The sequence below is a fragment of the Microvirga puerhi genome, assembly GCF_020089865.1.
GTDB lineage: Bacteria > Pseudomonadota > Alphaproteobacteria > Rhizobiales > Beijerinckiaceae > Microvirga > Microvirga puerhi.
Genome location: NZ_JAIRBM010000001.1, coordinates 264,740 through 281,138, shown reverse-complemented (window position 1 = coordinate 281,138; position 16,399 = coordinate 264,740). Strand labels below are relative to the sequence as shown.

General features: G+C 60.7%; 10 protein-coding genes. 2 read left to right on the top strand and 8 right to left on the bottom strand.

The genetic code is table 11. The annotated features are described in order from the left end of the window. Positions 1 to 70: 70 nt before the first annotated feature. Entirely contained in the window at positions 71 to 1,747 is a 1,677-nt protein-coding gene (locus K9B37_RS24755; protein ID WP_305072118.1) for a calcium-binding protein, read from the bottom strand. A 389-nt stretch (positions 1,748 to 2,136) separates the two neighbouring features. Further along, the gene (locus K9B37_RS01270; RefSeq protein ID WP_224310980.1) at positions 2,137 to 4,065 is read right to left on the bottom strand and encodes a M10 family metallopeptidase C-terminal domain-containing protein; all 1,929 of its coding nucleotides are present in this window, start codon (positions 4,063 to 4,065) and stop codon (positions 2,137 to 2,139) included. Positions 4,066 to 4,327: 262 nt separating this feature from the next. Between K9B37_RS01270 and tyrS the strand changes: the two genes are divergently transcribed. Then, a complete protein-coding gene (gene tyrS / locus K9B37_RS01265; RefSeq protein ID WP_224310979.1) occupies positions 4,328 to 5,590 on the top strand; it encodes a tyrosine--tRNA ligase in 1,263 nt (420 codons plus the stop codon). Positions 5,591 to 5,655: 65 nt separating this feature from the next. Here tyrS and K9B37_RS01260 read toward each other — a convergent pair whose 3' ends face one another. The 3 genes from K9B37_RS01260 to K9B37_RS01250 all read right to left on the bottom strand — a co-directional run bounded on the left by K9B37_RS01260 (position 5,656) and on the right by K9B37_RS01250 (position 10,139). Continuing rightward, positions 5,656 to 6,189, bottom strand: coding sequence for an SRPBCC family protein (locus K9B37_RS01260; protein ID WP_224310978.1), 534 nt, complete (start codon positions 6,187 to 6,189; stop codon positions 5,656 to 5,658). After that, positions 6,186 to 6,551 carry an ArsR/SmtB family transcription factor gene (locus K9B37_RS01255; protein ID WP_224310977.1) on the bottom strand — a complete coding sequence of 122 codons (366 nt, stop codon included), beginning with the start codon at positions 6,549 to 6,551 and terminating at the stop codon, positions 6,186 to 6,188. The genes K9B37_RS01260 and K9B37_RS01255 overlap by 4 nt, the downstream gene beginning before the upstream one ends. A 114-nt stretch (positions 6,552 to 6,665) precedes the next feature. After that, the gene (locus K9B37_RS01250; protein ID WP_224310976.1) at positions 6,666 to 10,139 is read right to left on the bottom strand and encodes a DUF3971 domain-containing protein; all 3,474 of its coding nucleotides are present in this window, start codon (positions 10,137 to 10,139) and stop codon (positions 6,666 to 6,668) included. A 155-nt stretch (positions 10,140 to 10,294) separates the two neighbouring features. Between K9B37_RS01250 and K9B37_RS01245 the strand changes: the two genes are divergently transcribed. Then, positions 10,295 to 10,759, top strand: coding sequence for a peroxiredoxin (locus K9B37_RS01245; RefSeq protein ID WP_224310975.1), 465 nt, complete (start codon positions 10,295 to 10,297; stop codon positions 10,757 to 10,759). Positions 10,760 to 10,817: 58 nt separating this feature from the next. Here K9B37_RS01245 and prfB read toward each other — a convergent pair. The 3 genes from prfB to K9B37_RS01230 all read right to left on the bottom strand — a co-directional run bounded on the left by prfB (position 10,818) and on the right by K9B37_RS01230 (position 15,897). Next, positions 10,818 to 11,946 (bottom strand): peptide chain release factor 2 gene (prfB, locus tag K9B37_RS01240; protein ID WP_224310974.1). Its coding sequence is split into 2 segments (ribosomal slippage): positions 10,818 to 11,876 and positions 11,878 to 11,946, totalling 1,128 coding nucleotides; the frame shifts between segments, so codons are not numbered across the junction. Between the two features lie 138 nt (positions 11,947 to 12,084). Next, positions 12,085 to 14,505, bottom strand: coding sequence for a penicillin-binding protein 1A (locus K9B37_RS01235; RefSeq protein WP_224311188.1), 2,421 nt, complete (start codon positions 14,503 to 14,505; stop codon positions 12,085 to 12,087). 144 nt (positions 14,506 to 14,649) lie between these two features. Then, a complete protein-coding gene (locus tag K9B37_RS01230; RefSeq protein ID WP_439651655.1) occupies positions 14,650 to 15,897 on the bottom strand; it encodes an N-acetylmuramoyl-L-alanine amidase in 1,248 nt (415 codons plus the stop codon). Positions 15,898 to 16,399: the final 502 nt, after the last annotated feature.

Below are 16,399 nucleotides of genomic sequence, written 5' to 3'. Positions count from 1 at the left end.
AAAAGGCGCGGCCTTCCGGTCGCGCCTTTCTTCGCTTCAGTGTCGCCTGTTCCGGCGACGCATGTTCCGCTTACACGAACTGGAAGTCGGAGGCGGCGAGCGCCGACAGCTGCACATGCTTGAGCAGAATGTCGAGCCCCTGCCGGGCAATCAGCACATCGTCGCCCTGCTGCACCGCCCCGGCCTTGATCGCCGCGAAGTCCTTGAACAGGCTGGTCGAGAGCTGAATGTGATCCTCGCCATGCTTGAAGTCGTTGAGGATCGCATGCTGCGTCGTCGCCCAGATCGCAAACAGATCGTTGCCTGAACCGCCCTCCAGGATATCGGTACCCCAGTCGGCGATCAGCGTGTCGTTGCCTTCCCGGCCAAGCAGCAGATCGTTGCCGCCAAAGCCGATCAGCAGATCGCCGCCACCGCAGCCGTCGAGCACGTTGTCGTTGTTATCGCCCTCAAGCCAATCGCCGCCTGAACCGCCACTGACATTCTCGAAGCCGGAGATGGTGTCACCTTGCGCGATATCGCCGGAGACGCTGTTCGCCCACAGCTTCACCGTCACGCCACCTTGGGCATCGAAATAGCTCAAGGTGTCGTTGCCGTCGCCGCCGCTGAGCATGTCCGCGCCGGCACCGCCATAGACGATGTCATTGCCGGCCCCGCCATAGATCGCATCGTTGCCGTCGCCACCCATCAGCGAGTCGTTGCCGTCACCACCGTTGAGGCTGTCGTTGCCGGCCCCGCCCGTGACGGTGTCGTTGCCCTCCGCCGCCAGGATGAGGTTGTTGCCGCTGTTGCCGGTGAGCACGTTATTGTAGCAATTGGCAACGATGTTCACATTGCCGGAGCCGTCGAGGATGACGTTCTCGATCGCCCAGGCGGCGATGTTGAAGTCGACCGTCGAGTGCACGGTGTCGGTGCCCTCGTTGCCGAGTTCGAACACCACATCGTTCACGCTGTCGACATAGTAGGTATCATCGCCGGCACCGCCGGCCATGGTGTCGGCACCCGTGCCGCCGTCGAGAACGTCGTTACCTGCCCCGCCATCGAGGCGGTCATTGCCGGTGCCGCCATTGAGCATATCGTCGCCGGAGCCGCCGTTGAGCGTATCATTGCCGGCACCGCCTGCCAGCAGACCGCCGCCCGAGATGACATCGTTGCCGTCGGTGCCGAGCAGTGTTGTGATAACGACATAATGCTGTTGCTGCTGGTCCTGCCAGTGCGGAACGACGAGGAGTCCCTTCTGGACCGTCGTTCCGTCGTCTGTCGGTTGAAGGGCGGGGGGAATGTGATCGTCGGGAATATAGTTGTGAACCCTTTGATACTCCAGGTCTAGAAAGTCAGGAGTAAGATGCGGCAGGATGGGATCGACCTCATCATCATAGTCGAAATTATGTGTGCCATTATCATAGTTCCAATCTGGACCCACATAATAATAGTAACTAGGATTGTCTTGGGTCTGGATGACGCCTGCCGAAGGATCGAGCCATATGTGACCATCCTCGTAGACTATCCACTTGTTTCCGTGGCTGTCCGTCATGTATGTGCGCCCCTGATCGTCCGGGACGACTTCCCATCCGGCCTGGCCCGTGCCGCCATCATTGGCGCTGCCGCTTCCCGAACCGCCAGTCGGATTGCCGGTGATGGTTCCGGTCTGGCCCGTGCCGCCATACTGGACGCCATGTGTCCCGTCCGGATTGGTGCCACCGCTATTGTCGAAGTACGCTTCCAGCGCTTGCTCGATTGAGAACATCTTTACCCCCGTTTTGCCGACCCATCCCGCGATCGGTCGCGCGACCGCCCAAACCTGTCACTCAGGATAATAAATGTTATATCATGCCCTAATACGGTCAAGGTGTGCCGACACACACGCACTTGTCCGTCCAGTGCACATTCGGGCCTCAGAACGTGCGTAAGTTGCGATCGCCAAACGGCAGCTCACCGCAAGCGTTGTGCCCCCGATCGCCAACCGCTGATATTTGCCGTGTTGGTCCAACTGAGCGCTTTGCGCGTCTGCAAACAGCCTATGCGACGATGCCATCTCAGCCTGATCGATTCTGTTCCGGCACAACAAAAAGCGCGGCCCTCCGGCCGCGCCTTCGTTCATCTCAGTGTCGCCTTTTCCGGAGACGGATATACCGCTTACACGAACTGGAAGTCGGAAGCGGTCAACGTCGCGAGCTGGACGTTCTTCAAGGTGATGTCGAGATGCGCACCGGTGATCACCACATCGGCGCCGTGCTGCACCGCCGCCGCTTTGATGGCGGCAAAGTCGGCGAACAGGTTGGTCGCGAGCTGAATGTGATCCTGCCCATGCGCGAAGTCGTTGATGATCGCATGGTCGATCGTTGCCCAGATCGCAAACAGATCGTTGCCTGATCCGCCTTCGAGGATATCGGTGCCCCAATCGGCGATCAGCGTGTCGTTGCCTTCGCGGCCGAGCAGCAGGTCGTTGCCGCCAAAGCCGAGCAACAGGTCGCCGCCACCGCAGCCATCGAGCACGTTGTCATTGTTGTCGCCCTCGAGCCAGTCGCCGCCGGTGCCGCCGCTGACGTCCTGGAAGTGGGAAATGACGTCACCTTGCGCAATGTCGCCGGCGGCGCTGTTGGCCCACAGCTTGACGGTCACGCCGCCCTGCGCATCGAAATAGCTCAAGGTGTTGCGGCCCGCGCCACCGTCGAGATGGTCCGCACCGGCGCCGCCATAGATGATGTCGCTGCCGTCCCCGCCGTCGATCCAGTCGTTGCCGCCACCCCCGAGCAGCGAGTCGTTGCCGTCACCACCGTTGAGCGTGTCGTTACCTGCATAGCCTGTCAGGGTGTCGTTTCCACCGTTGCCCGTCAGCACATTGTTTGCGGCGTTACCCTTGATGATGTCGTGGCCATTGCCTCCGATGGCGTTCTCGATCAGGGAACGCGGATCTCCGTGATATTGGAAGGCATTGTAGACATTGCCGTTGACGTTGATGTTCGCCGATTTGAGCGCGAGCTGGTTCGGCGAAAAGCGCACGAAGCCACCAGGAGCAAGATCGATCTCGGCATTGCTGGAATAGTTGGAGAGGTCGTATGTGTCGGTTCCGCCGCCGTCCCAGATCGTCAGGAAGATCTTGTTCCCGGCAGTCACGCCCTGGCCGACTCCATTGACGAAAGTTTCGCCCGACGTCGACCACTTATAGACCGTATTGCCGCTATTGGTCGTAAAATCGGCCCCATAGAGTTCCTGAAGAGCAGCAATATCGTACTGCATGTATGTCTGCGGATAATCGATCATATCCCCATACGACATCACCGTATATTCAGGAGAATCGTGCGCGCTGCTCATAGTGGGCAACGTACCGCCGTAATCATGCGGATGTTTGAGACCGAGCGAATGACCGAGTTCGTGAAGCACGATCATGTAACTGGCGGATCCGGGAGCATCGGCAGATGTCTTTTCCAGCCAGACATCGCCGTGATAGACGGGAACACCCGGATAATAGCTGTGGCTCCTATTGATGACCGCTCCGGGCGTGAAGCCGGAGATCTGCAATGTTCCGGAATCGGTGCCCGAATAAACGAGCGAGAGATTGGTGAGTCCCTCGACCGAACTCAGGCTCATCTTGGTGGGTCCACCCGCATAGGGGCTATACCCCTCGAGCGCATAGCGGACGGCCTGCTGGGCATTGAAGTTCAACGAACGATACCCGTTGGCACTCGGATTGAGCACCTCGTAGTCCCACCGCGAATCCGGGAGACTGTAGGTAATGGTCCCGCTCGTCCATTGAGACCCCGATAGGAGGGCAAGGACATCATGATCAAGCCCGGATGGAACCGAGAAACGGACGCCCGGCATGATATTGGGCGCCGTCTGCGCCAAGGTCGTGAAATAGCCGAGCGGCACCGCAGAAACATTTCCGGTCACCAGGCTATAGACGCTGCTGTAAACATTCTTGGCCTCCGAAGAGACCCAATTCCAAGCATCGCTAAACGGCGAACCCGCCGCCATTTGAGCATAGAAATCGTACTGCTGAAACGTTGTCCCTTCGGAATAGCTCTGCCCTACCGACCATTCCGCCGGCGCTGAGCCATTCATGCCCATGCCTGATGCGTCATGATCGAAGCTGGACCAAGAGGAAACGCTCTCACCCGACAAACAGAGATAGCACACATCTTCCCCCTATCGTTTACGATATATAGTAACATAGTTTGCCTCTAAACCTTTCCTGTCAAGCTTCCTTGTCGTCGAAACCCTGCCGGAAGTTGCTACCTGGCATTGCAGATGAAGAGGATGAAATAAGTGCATGAACCTGCTACAGGCATCGCCTGATATGGTTGCCTAAAAACGAGATCATGCGATGAGCGCCCCGAAATCCGAGTTTCTAAGAGTCCTGACGGAGCGGGGGTATATTCACCAGACCTCCGACTTCGAGGGCGTCGATGCGGCCGCGCTAGAGGGTCGCCTTACGACTTATGTGGGCTATGACTGCACAGGCCCGTCGCTTCATGTGGGCCACCTTCTGTCGATCATGATGCTGCACTGGCTCCAGAAGACGGGGGCCGGCAAGCCGATCACTCTCATGGGCGGCGGCACCACCCGTGTCGGCGATCCATCCGGCAAGGACGAGAGCCGAAAACTGCTCACGCCGGAGCAGATCGAGCAGAACAAGGAGAGCCTGAGAGGCGTCTTCTCCCGCCTGATCCATTTCGGCGACTCGCGGCATGACGCGATCATGGTCGACAATGCCGAATGGCTCACCAAGCTCAATTACATTGACTTCCTGCGCGATATCGGCCGCCATTTTTCGGTCAACCGCATGCTGTCCTTCGACAGCGTGAAGCTGCGCCTGGACCGCGAACACGAGCTGTCCTTCCTGGAATTCAACTACATGATCCTCCAGGCCTACGATTTCGTGGAATTGCACAAGCGCTATGGCTGCGTTCTGCAGATGGGCGGCTCAGATCAATGGGGCAACATCGTCAACGGGATCGATCTCGGCCGACGGCTCGGCACGGCGCAGCTCTTTGCGATCACCTGCCCGCTCCTCACGACAGCGTCCGGCGCCAAGATGGGGAAGACGGCCTCCGGCGCGGTCTGGCTCAACGCGGACATGCTCAGCGCCTATGATTACTGGCAGTTCTGGCGCAACACCGAGGATGCGGATGTGGGCCGCTTCCTGAAGCTGTTCACGACGCTCCCTTTGACCGAGATCGCCAAGCTCGCATCGCTCCAGGGGGCCGAGATCAATGAGGCCAAGAAAGTGCTCGCCACGGAGGCGACAGCCCTCATCCATGGCCGCGAGGCAGCGGAGCGCGCCGCCGAAACGGCCCTGAAGACATTCGAGCAAGGCGCTCTCGCCGAGAGCCTTCCGACGATCGAGATCCCTTCGTCTGCATTGAAAGACGGCCTCGGCGTTCTGGCAGCCTTCGGCCCCAATTACGCAAAGCTCGTTCCCTCGACGAGCGAGGCACGGCGGCAAATCAAGAGCGGTGGATTGAAGGTGAACGATCAGACCGTCACCGATGAGAACGGCACCCTCGGCCTGTCCGACATGACGGTCGAAGGAGTCATCAAGCTCTCATTCGGCAAGAAGAAGCACGTGCTTCTACGCGCTGTCTAAGGCGCGTGTGATTGGCACACATGTTCCGCCCGGCTCGACCCGGGCGGAATCTTGCAACAGAAGTGTTAGACCGGGATCCGGCTGTCGTATTCCGCCTTCAGGCGGCTCCAGCCCTCCCAGAACGGTGCCGGCTCCCTGCCTTCTGCAAGCGCAGCGAGCAGGTCGAGATGCATATGCCAGCCAGCGCTGACGTTGAGCAGAGTCGAGCGGTCGGGCACGCGGCGATGAATGATGGTGAGCAGCACCTCGCCATCCCGTGGTTCCAGCTCGAAGGATACCCCGCCGGTGCTCCCCCAGGTGATGGTGAGTCTGTGGGGTGGATCGAGCTCGGTGATCCGACTCTGCATCCGGTGTTCCTCGGGAAAGCCAGCCGGTCGCGGGCTCGTCGGGCAGGACAGTTCGTCGTTGCGCCAGACGAACTCGAAGGTCGCGCCTTCCTTCAGCTCCATCTCACCGGCGGCCAGCCAGCGGCGGCGCAGATTGCTTTCCGTGAGATAGGCCCAGATGCGTTCGATCGGTCCCGGCAGAAGCCTCTGGATCGTCAGGGTGGTCGGCTCCGTTAATACGCCATAGGCGTCCAGGGTCGCGAGATCGGTCATTGGTCGTCTCCTTTGGGGGCGGGGGGATTGCGGACATCCTCTTCGCGGAGGAGCCGTTCGAGGACATCCAGACGGTCGGTCCAGAAGCCTTCGTAGAAACTCAGCCACTGATGCGCACTGGCGAGCGGCCCAGGGGCAAGGCGGCACAGATGGGTGCGACCGCGGATTTCGCGATGGATCAGTCCTGCATGCTCCAACGCCTTGATGTGCTTCGAGGCCGCCGCAAGCGAGATCGCGAACGGTTCGGCAAGCTCGCTGACCGTCCGCTCGCCCCTGGCAAGCTCGCGAAGCATCCGACGGCGCGTAGCATCGCCGAGGGCGTGAAAGACTGAATCCAGCTGAGGTGTTTCTAATTCAACCATGTGGTTGAATATAAGCGCATGCCTTGAGATAGTCAACCGATTGGTTGAATGATTAACCTCATCTGCCAGACAAGGGCGCCGCGACAGGCAGTGCGGACATTCTTGGGGGAGCGCCTATCGCTCCGGCGTGGCAGGCAGGTCGCCCGCTTGCGCCTCCCCTCCTCCGCCTGCCCCGAAGAGCTTGCGCAGGAAGCCAGGCGCGACTGCGGAGAGCGGATTAACCGTCAGCGTCGGCGAGTCGCTCGGGCCGGACACGCGGAAATTGACGGCGAACAGCCCCTCATATTGGCTTCCGCCGAGCAACGGCCCGAACAGCGGCACCTGAGCGAAGGCGTTGTTGAGGCCGTAAGCTGGAACGAAGGTACCGGAAATGTCCATGCGTTCACGCGCATTGTCGATGTAGCCGCCGAGCGTGAAGCCGACCTGATTGCCGAAGATCGCCGCATCCTTGAAATCCAGTCTGCCGCCCGTTCGCGTGAAATCGACCCGTGCCTTGGTGAAGACGACTTCATTGACATCCATCCGAACCGCTTGCGGGTTCCCCGCCTGATCCCGACCTGTCACCATCTGGGTCTGTGTCGGGATGATGCGCCTCAAGGCAGGTTCGTTCTTCAGGGCGAAATCGCGCAAGGTCAGCGTTCCGGTCTGCGGCCCGTCGCCGGCAGCCATCTGGAGCACAAGGTCGCCGCCGGTCATGCGCTTGTAGATGTCGAGGAACCGCAGGAGCGAACCGGCGTCCTGTGCCTGGAGTACGATCGTCGGCCCCATTGCGCCCTGGTTGACGGTCTTTGCCACAATGTCGGTTGCCCCAAGCCGCCCCTTCATATCGAGCAGCCGGATATTGTCTTTGCGCACCGATACTTTCAGCGATGCATTGGTGATCGCCTCGCTGTTGTAGCCGGCGAGAATGTTGAGCACGACATCGAGATCAAAATCCTTGGCATCACGTTGCGCTGGGCTCCCGCGTCCATTGGATGGGGGCGAAGATGCCATCGCCTTCGAGAACGGTCGTGCATCGCCGACATTGCCGCGCACGACGACCTTGTAGGCCCCGTTCACCCGATCGATCTGAGCGCGCATGTCGTCGCCGGGAGAGAGCTTGAAGGTGGATAGATCAGCCTTATCAAGCCCACCGTCTCCCGACAGCACAGCACTGCCGTGGATCTGGACCACTCCGGCGTCGAGCTGAAGATCACGGATCTCCGTGGCGGCGCCGTCCATCATGACAAAGGACAATTTGCCGGGCCGCCCTGCCGCCTTGACCCAACCGGGGATCAGCTGGTCCACGCCTGCCTTCGTCAGATCCGCCTCGACCCGGATCCCCTGCTTGGCAGCAGTCCCGAGCGGCATGCTTGCCTTCAGTGCGAGCGTTCCGGTCAACTGGGAGCCGAACGACAGACCGCGCCGTGCACGCCCCGCCTCGTCCAGGCTGAAGGCCACATTCGCCTCACCGCCATCAGGAGTTTTGTGGACATCGATGGCGGCAGGGCTGCCACCCATCTTTCCATCTCCCTTGATGGCGAGGTTGCCACGATCGTAGGCGATCGTCAGGTTCGCACTGTCGAGCCGGTCCTTGCCGAAGATCTTGTCGATGCTGAAGTCACTGACCGTCCCAGCCACTCTCAGCGGCAAATCCGCAATTGCAGGCACCCTGTTCACGGCAAGGCCAATGCCGACACGCAGGTCGGTCTTGCCCTTCATGGTTGCCGGATCGACATCGAAGCCAGCGATTTCGTGCACGAGCGGCGTCTGCAAGAGTGCGCCGAGTCCATCCGCACTGCCGATCAGACGAAAATCAATCTTCGCCAGCGCGTCGTCGTCCCAGTAGTTGTCGAGTTTGAAGGTTCCCTCCGAAGCACTGAGGCTGCGATCACCCGGCAAGTCGATCCGCCCCACCGGAGCCTGCAGCATCACCCGCCTGCCGGAGACTTGCCCGGTGACGTTCATCCCTGCAACAGGGGGCAGCCCTTCCGCCGCCTTGAGAGTGCCGTTCGCGATGGAGAAGTCGATCGTCACCGAATTATCGGGAATCGGCCCGCCCGACACCGCCTTGACAATATCGTCCCCCGTCATCGCTACATTGAGAGCGAAGGCTTCGAGAAGTCCGCCTTTAAGGTTCGCCTTGAGAAATTTACGCACCGGCGGCGCTACCGCCTCCGGCCAGATCCGCATCGCGCTCCTCACGGCCGTCTTCGAGGCGCGGACATCCAACCGAAGACCATGGGGATCCGCCGAAGCGCCCAGAAGGCCGCTGATTTCGGCCGATAGGTCTGGGCCACTCAGCTTGATGCTTTTGAGGGATACGCCATCCGGCCCCGAGAGTTCTGCCGCCAGCGCCCCTACCCTGACCGGTTGATCGCCTTCAGCGGCACCAGAAAGGATCAAATCGCGGCCAGAGAGCGACAGATGCCACCCTTCCACGTTGACGGCCGTGAGCAGGCGCCCCTGCAGGCGCACTTGGTTGCCTCCTCCGACAAGCTCCAGATTGGGCAGATTAAGGGCGTGTGCCTTTTCATCCCATCCGGCTTCGATGGTTGCATGCTCAATTGTCAGGGGCGAAGTGTCCTTATCGTCCACCTGGATAATGCCGGCATTGCCGTCGAGGCGAGCCTTGAGTTCCGTGACACGGCCATCGGCATAGGCAACATCGACGCGCCCCGAGAAATCGAGATCCGTCGTCGCAGGCAGAGCCGACATGCCCGCGAGCAGGAGAATATCCTGGATCGGTGCCTCGTCCGCCGCGACGACGGCGCGGTAGGCTCCCTTTCCCTCGATGCTGGCATCGCCGCTGAGCTGCCAGCTGCCCTTCGGGCCCTCGACAGTGGCGGCAAAACGTCGTCCTCCGGACTCGGACCAGTCAAATGTTGCATCGAAACGGTCGAACGTGCCCCGCTGACGTCCATCGGCATCGATGAACATGAGCTTGGCATTCGTGACCTGGGCTTTGTCGAGTGAACTCAGAATACTCTGAGGCCCGACGATGAGATCGAACAACGATCCGACGACGCCCGAAACGGCAGATCCGCCGGCCGATGCATGAGCCATTGCAGCGGCGGCAGCCTCGTGCGATGGGCTGCTCCCCGCTAGAGGCGAAGTCGCACCATCGCCGGCCTCTCCTGTTGGAACTGAGCTGAAGGTCAGCGACCCATCACGATTGACGAGAACGCGCATCTGAAGATCGCGCAGCTCGATCGATTTGGGCTGGAGATTTCCCGTGAGCAAGGACACGCCATCGACGCTCACCAGAGCCGTAGGAGCCCGCAGCACCAAGGCTCCGTCGGGTGCTCGGATGTCGAGGCCATTGGTCATGAGCACCGGAGAGCCGCTATGCAGGCCGATCGCCGTATTTCGCAACGTCACAGTCCAGCCAGGCCCGATTCGCGCTGCCAGCGCCTCAGCGACTCTCTCCGGCAGCCGGCCGAAATTCAGAGGCCCGGCCGACAGGCGCATGTAAAGAATGCCGAACGCAATGCATGCGAAAACGACGAGGCCAAGCTTCAGATAAAGAGCGCCACGGAGCACCCGCCGAACGGCGCTGCGCTTCGCCGGCTTCTGCCGAGGCGACCTTTTGCGAAGAAATGGCTTCATACTTTTGGTGTCGGATGGCCTGGGTCTTGAAGTCTGATCGGGATGCAGGAATCAAATGGGACCTTAACCCTCTTGCGCGCCTGTCGCGACCATCTCTTGCGACCAATCGTGCGGGCGTGTCCAACCACCACATTCGGACGAAAGGAAGGCGAGCGATGACGATCATGACGGGAACCGGGGCCCCCTCTTTCTCCCTTCCTGGGACCGACGGTCGGCAGATCAGTCTTGACGGGCTGAAGGGACGTAAGGTCGTCCTCTATTTCTACCCGAAGGACGATACCAGCGGCTGCACGCTCGAGGCTCAGAACTTTCAGGCATTGCGAAAGGATTTTGCCGCAGCTGATACGGAAATCATCGGCATCTCGCCCGATAGCCTCAAGAGCCATGACAAGTTTCGTGCCAAATATGGCCTGGACTTCACTCTCGCCTCAGATGAGGAGAAGTCCATGCTCGAAGCTTATGGAGTCTGGGTGGAAAAGAGCATGTACGGGCGCAAGTACATGGGTGTGGAACGGACGACGATCCTCATCGACCGGAACGGCAAGATTGCAAGAATTTGGCCGAAGGTGAAGGTGGATGGACACGTCGAGGAAGTCTTGAAAGCCGCCCAGGCTCTCTAAAGCCGTTCTCAGACGGCCTGACAGGTCGCGCTACTGCAACCGGTCAGGCCATGGGAAATCAGTCGATATCCTCGACCTCGGCTTCGCCGCCATAAACACGCTGGGCCAGCGAGGCCTCCATGAAGGGGTCAAGCTCGCCGTCGAGGACCTCCTGAGGGCTCGTCGATTGCATGCCGGTGCGCAGGTCCTTCACCATCTGGTAGGGCTGCAGCACATAGGAGCGGATCTGATGACCCCAGCCAATATCGGTCTTGGCCGCGGCCTCGGCATTGGCCTTTTCCTCACGCTTCTTGAGCTCAGCTTCGTAGAGGCGAGCGCGAAGCATGTTCCACGCGGTGGCCCGGTTCTTATGCTGAGAACGCTCCTGCTGGCAGGCCACGACGATGCCGCTCGGAATATGTGTGATGCGGACGGCCGAGTCGGTGGTGTTCACGTGCTGACCGCCGGCGCCGGATGACCGGAACGTATCGATCCGGCAATCAGACTCCTTGACCTCGATATTGATGCGATCGTCGACCACCGGATAGACCCACACCGACGCGAAGCTCGTGTGGCGCCGAGCGTTGGAATCGTAGGGCGAGATGCGGACAAGACGATGCACGCCCGACTCGGTCTTGAGCCAGCCGTAGGCATTGTGTCCCTTGATCAGGAGGGTCGCGCTCTTGATGCCGGCCTCTTCGCCGTCGGTCACTTCAAGAAGCTCGACTTTGTACTTCCGGCGCTCGGCCCAACGAGCATACATGCGCTGAAGCATGTTGGCCCAGTCCTGGCTTTCCGTGCCGCCGGCGCCGGAATGCACCTCGAGATAAGTGTCGTTCTCGTCGGCCTCGCCCGACAAAAGCGTCTCGACCTGACGGCGAGCGGCCTCTGTCTGCAGGGCGCGGATCGTCCCCTCACCTTCCGTGACCGTTGCCTCGTCGCCTTCGGCATCACCGAGTTCGATGAGTGTGATTGCGTCCTCAAGCTCCTGCTCGAGACGCTTGATGGCCGTGATCTGATCCTCGAGGCTCGTACGCTCGCGCATGATCTTCTGCGCGGCTTCAGCGTCGTTCCAGAAATTGGGATCTTCGGCGTTGGCGTTCAGTTCCGCGAGGCGTCGCTGGGCATTGTCCCAGTCAAAGATGCCTCCTCAGCAGCCCGACTGACTGCTTTGTCTCTTCTACGAGATGCTCGATTTCGGCGCGCATTGTCTCACTTAAGCTTCGTGCCAAGGATTGCTGGCGGTGTCTTAAGGGCACCGCCGCCTTGTGTAAAGGAACCCCTCAGGCATCCGCTCTAGGGCAGGTTTACACCGGAAGGGTTCGCTTGATGTAGGAATAGAGAGATCAGTACAATCCGCCGATCCCGACCCCGACCGCCCGCTGGGCCTCTGGCGAGATCTCCGCCTGAGGCACCTCGGACTCGGGTGGCACGTAGGATTCGGGCGGTCCGGTCCCAGGCTTGAAAGCCTCGACGATGACGCCTCCGCTCTCGCCAGCGCCAGCTCTGGTACCAGTCGAGGCATTGACGCGGATCAGCTTGATCCCGGCGGGCACGCGGAACGGCGTAGCCGGCTTGTCCTTGAGCGCCATCTGCATGAAGTCGCGGAAGACCGGAGCAGCGTATTGGGCGGCTGTCACCGCACTCCCGAGGGACTGGGGCTTGTCGTATCCGACGAATACTCCGACTGCGAGATCAGGCGAGAACCCGACGAACCAGACGTCTTTGGCATCATTGGTGGTGCCGGTCTTACCTGCGAGAGGCTTGCCGACCGCCTTGACCGACTGGGCGGTTCCGCGCTGAACGACACCCTCGAGGATCGAAGTCATCTGGTAAGCCGTCAGGGGATCCAGAACCTGCTCGCGGGTGTCCGTCAGCTTGGGCGGCCCGTTGCCATCCCATGAAGCAGAATCACAATTCTCACATTTGCGATCGTCATGGCGATAGATCGTCCGGCCCGTCCGATCCTGGATGCGGTCGATGAGAGTTGGCTTGATCCGCCGTCCGCCGTTCACGAACATAGAATAAGCCGCCGTCATGCGCATGACGGTCGTTTCGCCCGCGCCGAGTGACATGGAGAGCAGCGGCAGCATGTCGTCATAGACGCCGAAGCGGCGTGCATACTCCGCGATGGACGGCATCCCGACCTCGTTCGCCAGGCGGACGGTCATGAGGTTCTTCGAGTGCTCGATGCCATATCGCAGGGTCCGCAAACCTGATGACTTGCCGTCATAGTTGGACGGTGCCCAAGCAGCCTGTCCGGGTCCCATATCGAGAACGAAAGGAGCATCCAGAATCTGGCTCGACGGCGTATATCCCTTGTCGAGAGCCGTGGCGTAGACGATTGGCTTGAATGACGAGCCCGGCTGGCGCATCGCCTGGTTGGCGCGGTTGAACTCGCTCTGGTCGAACGAGAATCCGCCGACCATGGCGAGCACGCGTCCCGTGTAAGGGTCCATCGCTACGATCGCGCCGGAAATCTCCGGGATCTGGCGCAGCCTATATTCGTCTTTGCCATCGACCGGCTCGACATAGACGACGTCGCCCGTAGAGAGAGCCTTGTCGACGTTGCGGCGGGTCCACTTCACGCCTTCGGCGGTGATGACGCCCGTCTCACGATCCTGCACCACGCGGCCCGCAGCATCCTTCTTCGGCTGAAGGCCGATGCGGGCCCGACCGCCGGAAACCTCCAGCACGACCGCCATACGCCACGGCTGGACGTCTCCCAGGGACGGGACTTCGGCGAGAGCAAGCCCCCATTCGCGACCGGCAAGATCGATCTTCTGCTGTGCACCGCGCCAGCCGCGCGCCTGGTCGAAGCGGACGAGGCCGTCCACCAGAGACTTGCGCGCCATGGCCTGCATCTGCGGATCGAGCGTCGCACGGATGAGGAGGCCGCCCTCATAGAGCTTCTCCTCTCCGTAGCGCTCGGCGATGTCGCGACGAACGCCCTCGGCAAAATAGCCCGATGCGATGCTGTTCGGAGATATGACGCGCGGATTGACGTTGAGAGGTTCCTTCTTTGCCGCGTCGGCCGCCTCGCGGGTGACGTAGCCGTTCTCCACCATACGGTCGATCACCCAGTTGCGCCGGTCCAGCGCCGCCTGGCGCTGGCGGAACGGGTGGTAATTGTTCGGCGCCTTCGGAAGCGCAGCGAGATAAGCCACCTCGGCAATGCTCAGTTCATGCACCGACTTGCCGAAATAATTGAGCGCTGCCGCAGCGATCCCGTAGTTGCCCAGGCCGAGATAGATCTCGTTGAGATAAAGTTCGAGGATCTTGTCCTTGGAGAAGGTGGTTTCGATCTTCAGTGCCAGCAACGCTTCACGGATCTTGCGTTCATAGGTCCGCTCGTTGGTCAGCAGAAAGTTCTTCGCCACCTGCTGGGTGATCGTCGAGGCGCCCTGCTCACGCTTGCCGCCGGACCGGAGGTTGGCGAGAATCGCGCGGACCACGCCCTCTGGATCGATGCCGGCATGTTTGTAGAAATTCTTGTCCTCTGCGGACAGGAAGCCGGCGATGACGAGCTTCGGAACAGCCTGAATCGGGACATAGAGGCGTCGCTCGCGCGCATACTCGGCAATCAAGCTGCCGTCAGCCGCGTGGACACGCGTCATCACCGGCGGCTCGTAGTTGGCGAGTTGAGCATGGTCCGGCAGGTCCTTGGAGAAGGTCCAGTAGCCGTAGACGAGGCCGACGGCGCCGATCAGGAAGAAGATCGCTCCGACACTGAAAAGAAATCCGAAAAATCGTAGGACGAAGCGCATCCGAAAGAATTCCGTTCCCGGCGCCTGCGGCGCCCCCATTCACCTGATCTGCAACGCTGCCCCGCCTGGACAGCAAAGCCTTTCATGCCTCACTGTCCTGTTACCCGAGGAATCACGCTCCCGCCATCGGTATCCACACCGTTTCTATGGTAAAACTGCGGCAGCACCCTGGCGGGCGAGCCGCGGAGCGAAGAAGCGGTCAATCGCCACGGTCATGGCCGAAACAGCCTTGCCGCGCCAGTCCTCCGACATCAGCAAATCCAGGTCCTGGCGGCTCGACAGGTAGCCAAGCTCTAAAAGAACGGACGGCACGTCGTAAGCCCGCAGAACGCGGAAACCAGCCTCGCGGCGGGGATTCTTGTTGAGTCGAGCGATCGACTCGAGCTCGCCGACCAGACCACCGGCAAAGCGATGGGAAAACCCTCTCGTTTCTCGAAGGGTGAGATCCTGCAGAATATCGTTCACGTCGTCCGGGCCATCGCCCGCCTCGACGCCGGCCACAGCATCGGCCTTGTTTTCGCGATCGGCCAATTGTGCAGAGTCGGCGTCCGATGCGCGTTCCGACCCGGTATAGACCGTCAGTCCGCGAACTTCCTGCCCACCCGAGATGGAATCCGCGTGGATCGAGATGAACAGGTCCGCACGGGCGGCCCTGGCCGCCCTCACCCGATCTCCGAGGGCGATGAAAACGTCGGTGTCACGGGTCAGCACCACCCGATAATGCCCCCGCGTCTCAAGCTTTTTCTTCAGCGTCTGCGCAAAGGACAGAACAATATCCTTCTCGACGGCGCCGGTTAGAGCATTGGCGCCTGGATCGATCCCCCCATGGCCAGGATCGATCACGATCACGGGACGGTTGTCCGCTGGAGCTTTAGCAATGGCACTCTCAGCGGCTGCGCTTGTCGCGCCTACTGCGTTGAGGGCCGCTGCCTTGCGAAAATCCTCCCGGTCCGCCTTCGCCAACTCGATAACCAGAACGACGGCCCCGCTGAATGCGCCCGGCTCGGTCCGGACAGCGGAAACGATCGCCGGTTGGGCCAAGTCCATGACGACGCGGGAGCGTCCCGGCGCGAATAGACCGTAGCGGTAGGAAGAGATTAGTCCTGTAGCCTTGCGGCCCGTGTCGGCCGGCAAGTGAAAAGAGACCTCCGGAAGATCGACGATCAGGCGATCCGGCCGCTCCATGACATGGGTCTGAACCTGAACCTCACGAGACAGGGTGATCTTGAACCGGGTCCGAGCGGCCTCTGTCTCTACCGCGACATCGGCGGCGACCACACCAGAGCCGGTCGGGGCCGGCGCACCAGCCGCCCAAGCTTGGCCGTATCCGGTCGACGCCAGCGTGACCAGAACAATAAGGCCAATAAGGCTTGTGAAGCGCGTCAAGAGCATTGCGTCCGCCGGCTGAGTTCGTGCGCCCCTCGTACTCCATAGTCGCGACTTCGTTAATGAAGGCTCACCAACCCGGCAGCATTGTTGCGGACCTGTTGCAGGGATGGCACAGTGTCTCAACACCTTGCCAAACGCATAGTTCAATCTGTAATGATGATGATCCCGTCCGGCATGGCCGATTCTGACGGCGAGCCCGTGGAGACGGTTGTGTTGACCGGTCCACCGGCCCCGTCATCCTCGACAGGCTCGCGGACAGGCTCAGATGGCGATGATTTTCGCCTTATATGCCGGTGGCCAGGCTATTCTGGCTCATCGATTTCGAAAGGGCCGTCGTTGAATGGTTGCGCAAGCGAAGTCAATCCTGACTCTCGTCTCAGCACCGTTTGATGCGCGCGAAAGGTTTCGCGCCCCATGCTCTAATCACTCTGGCATGGCGTCGGCCCGGTTTAACCCAGAATGCGCCCCTTTGAGGCGCACGATGGCGACCGAACGCAATCCGAAC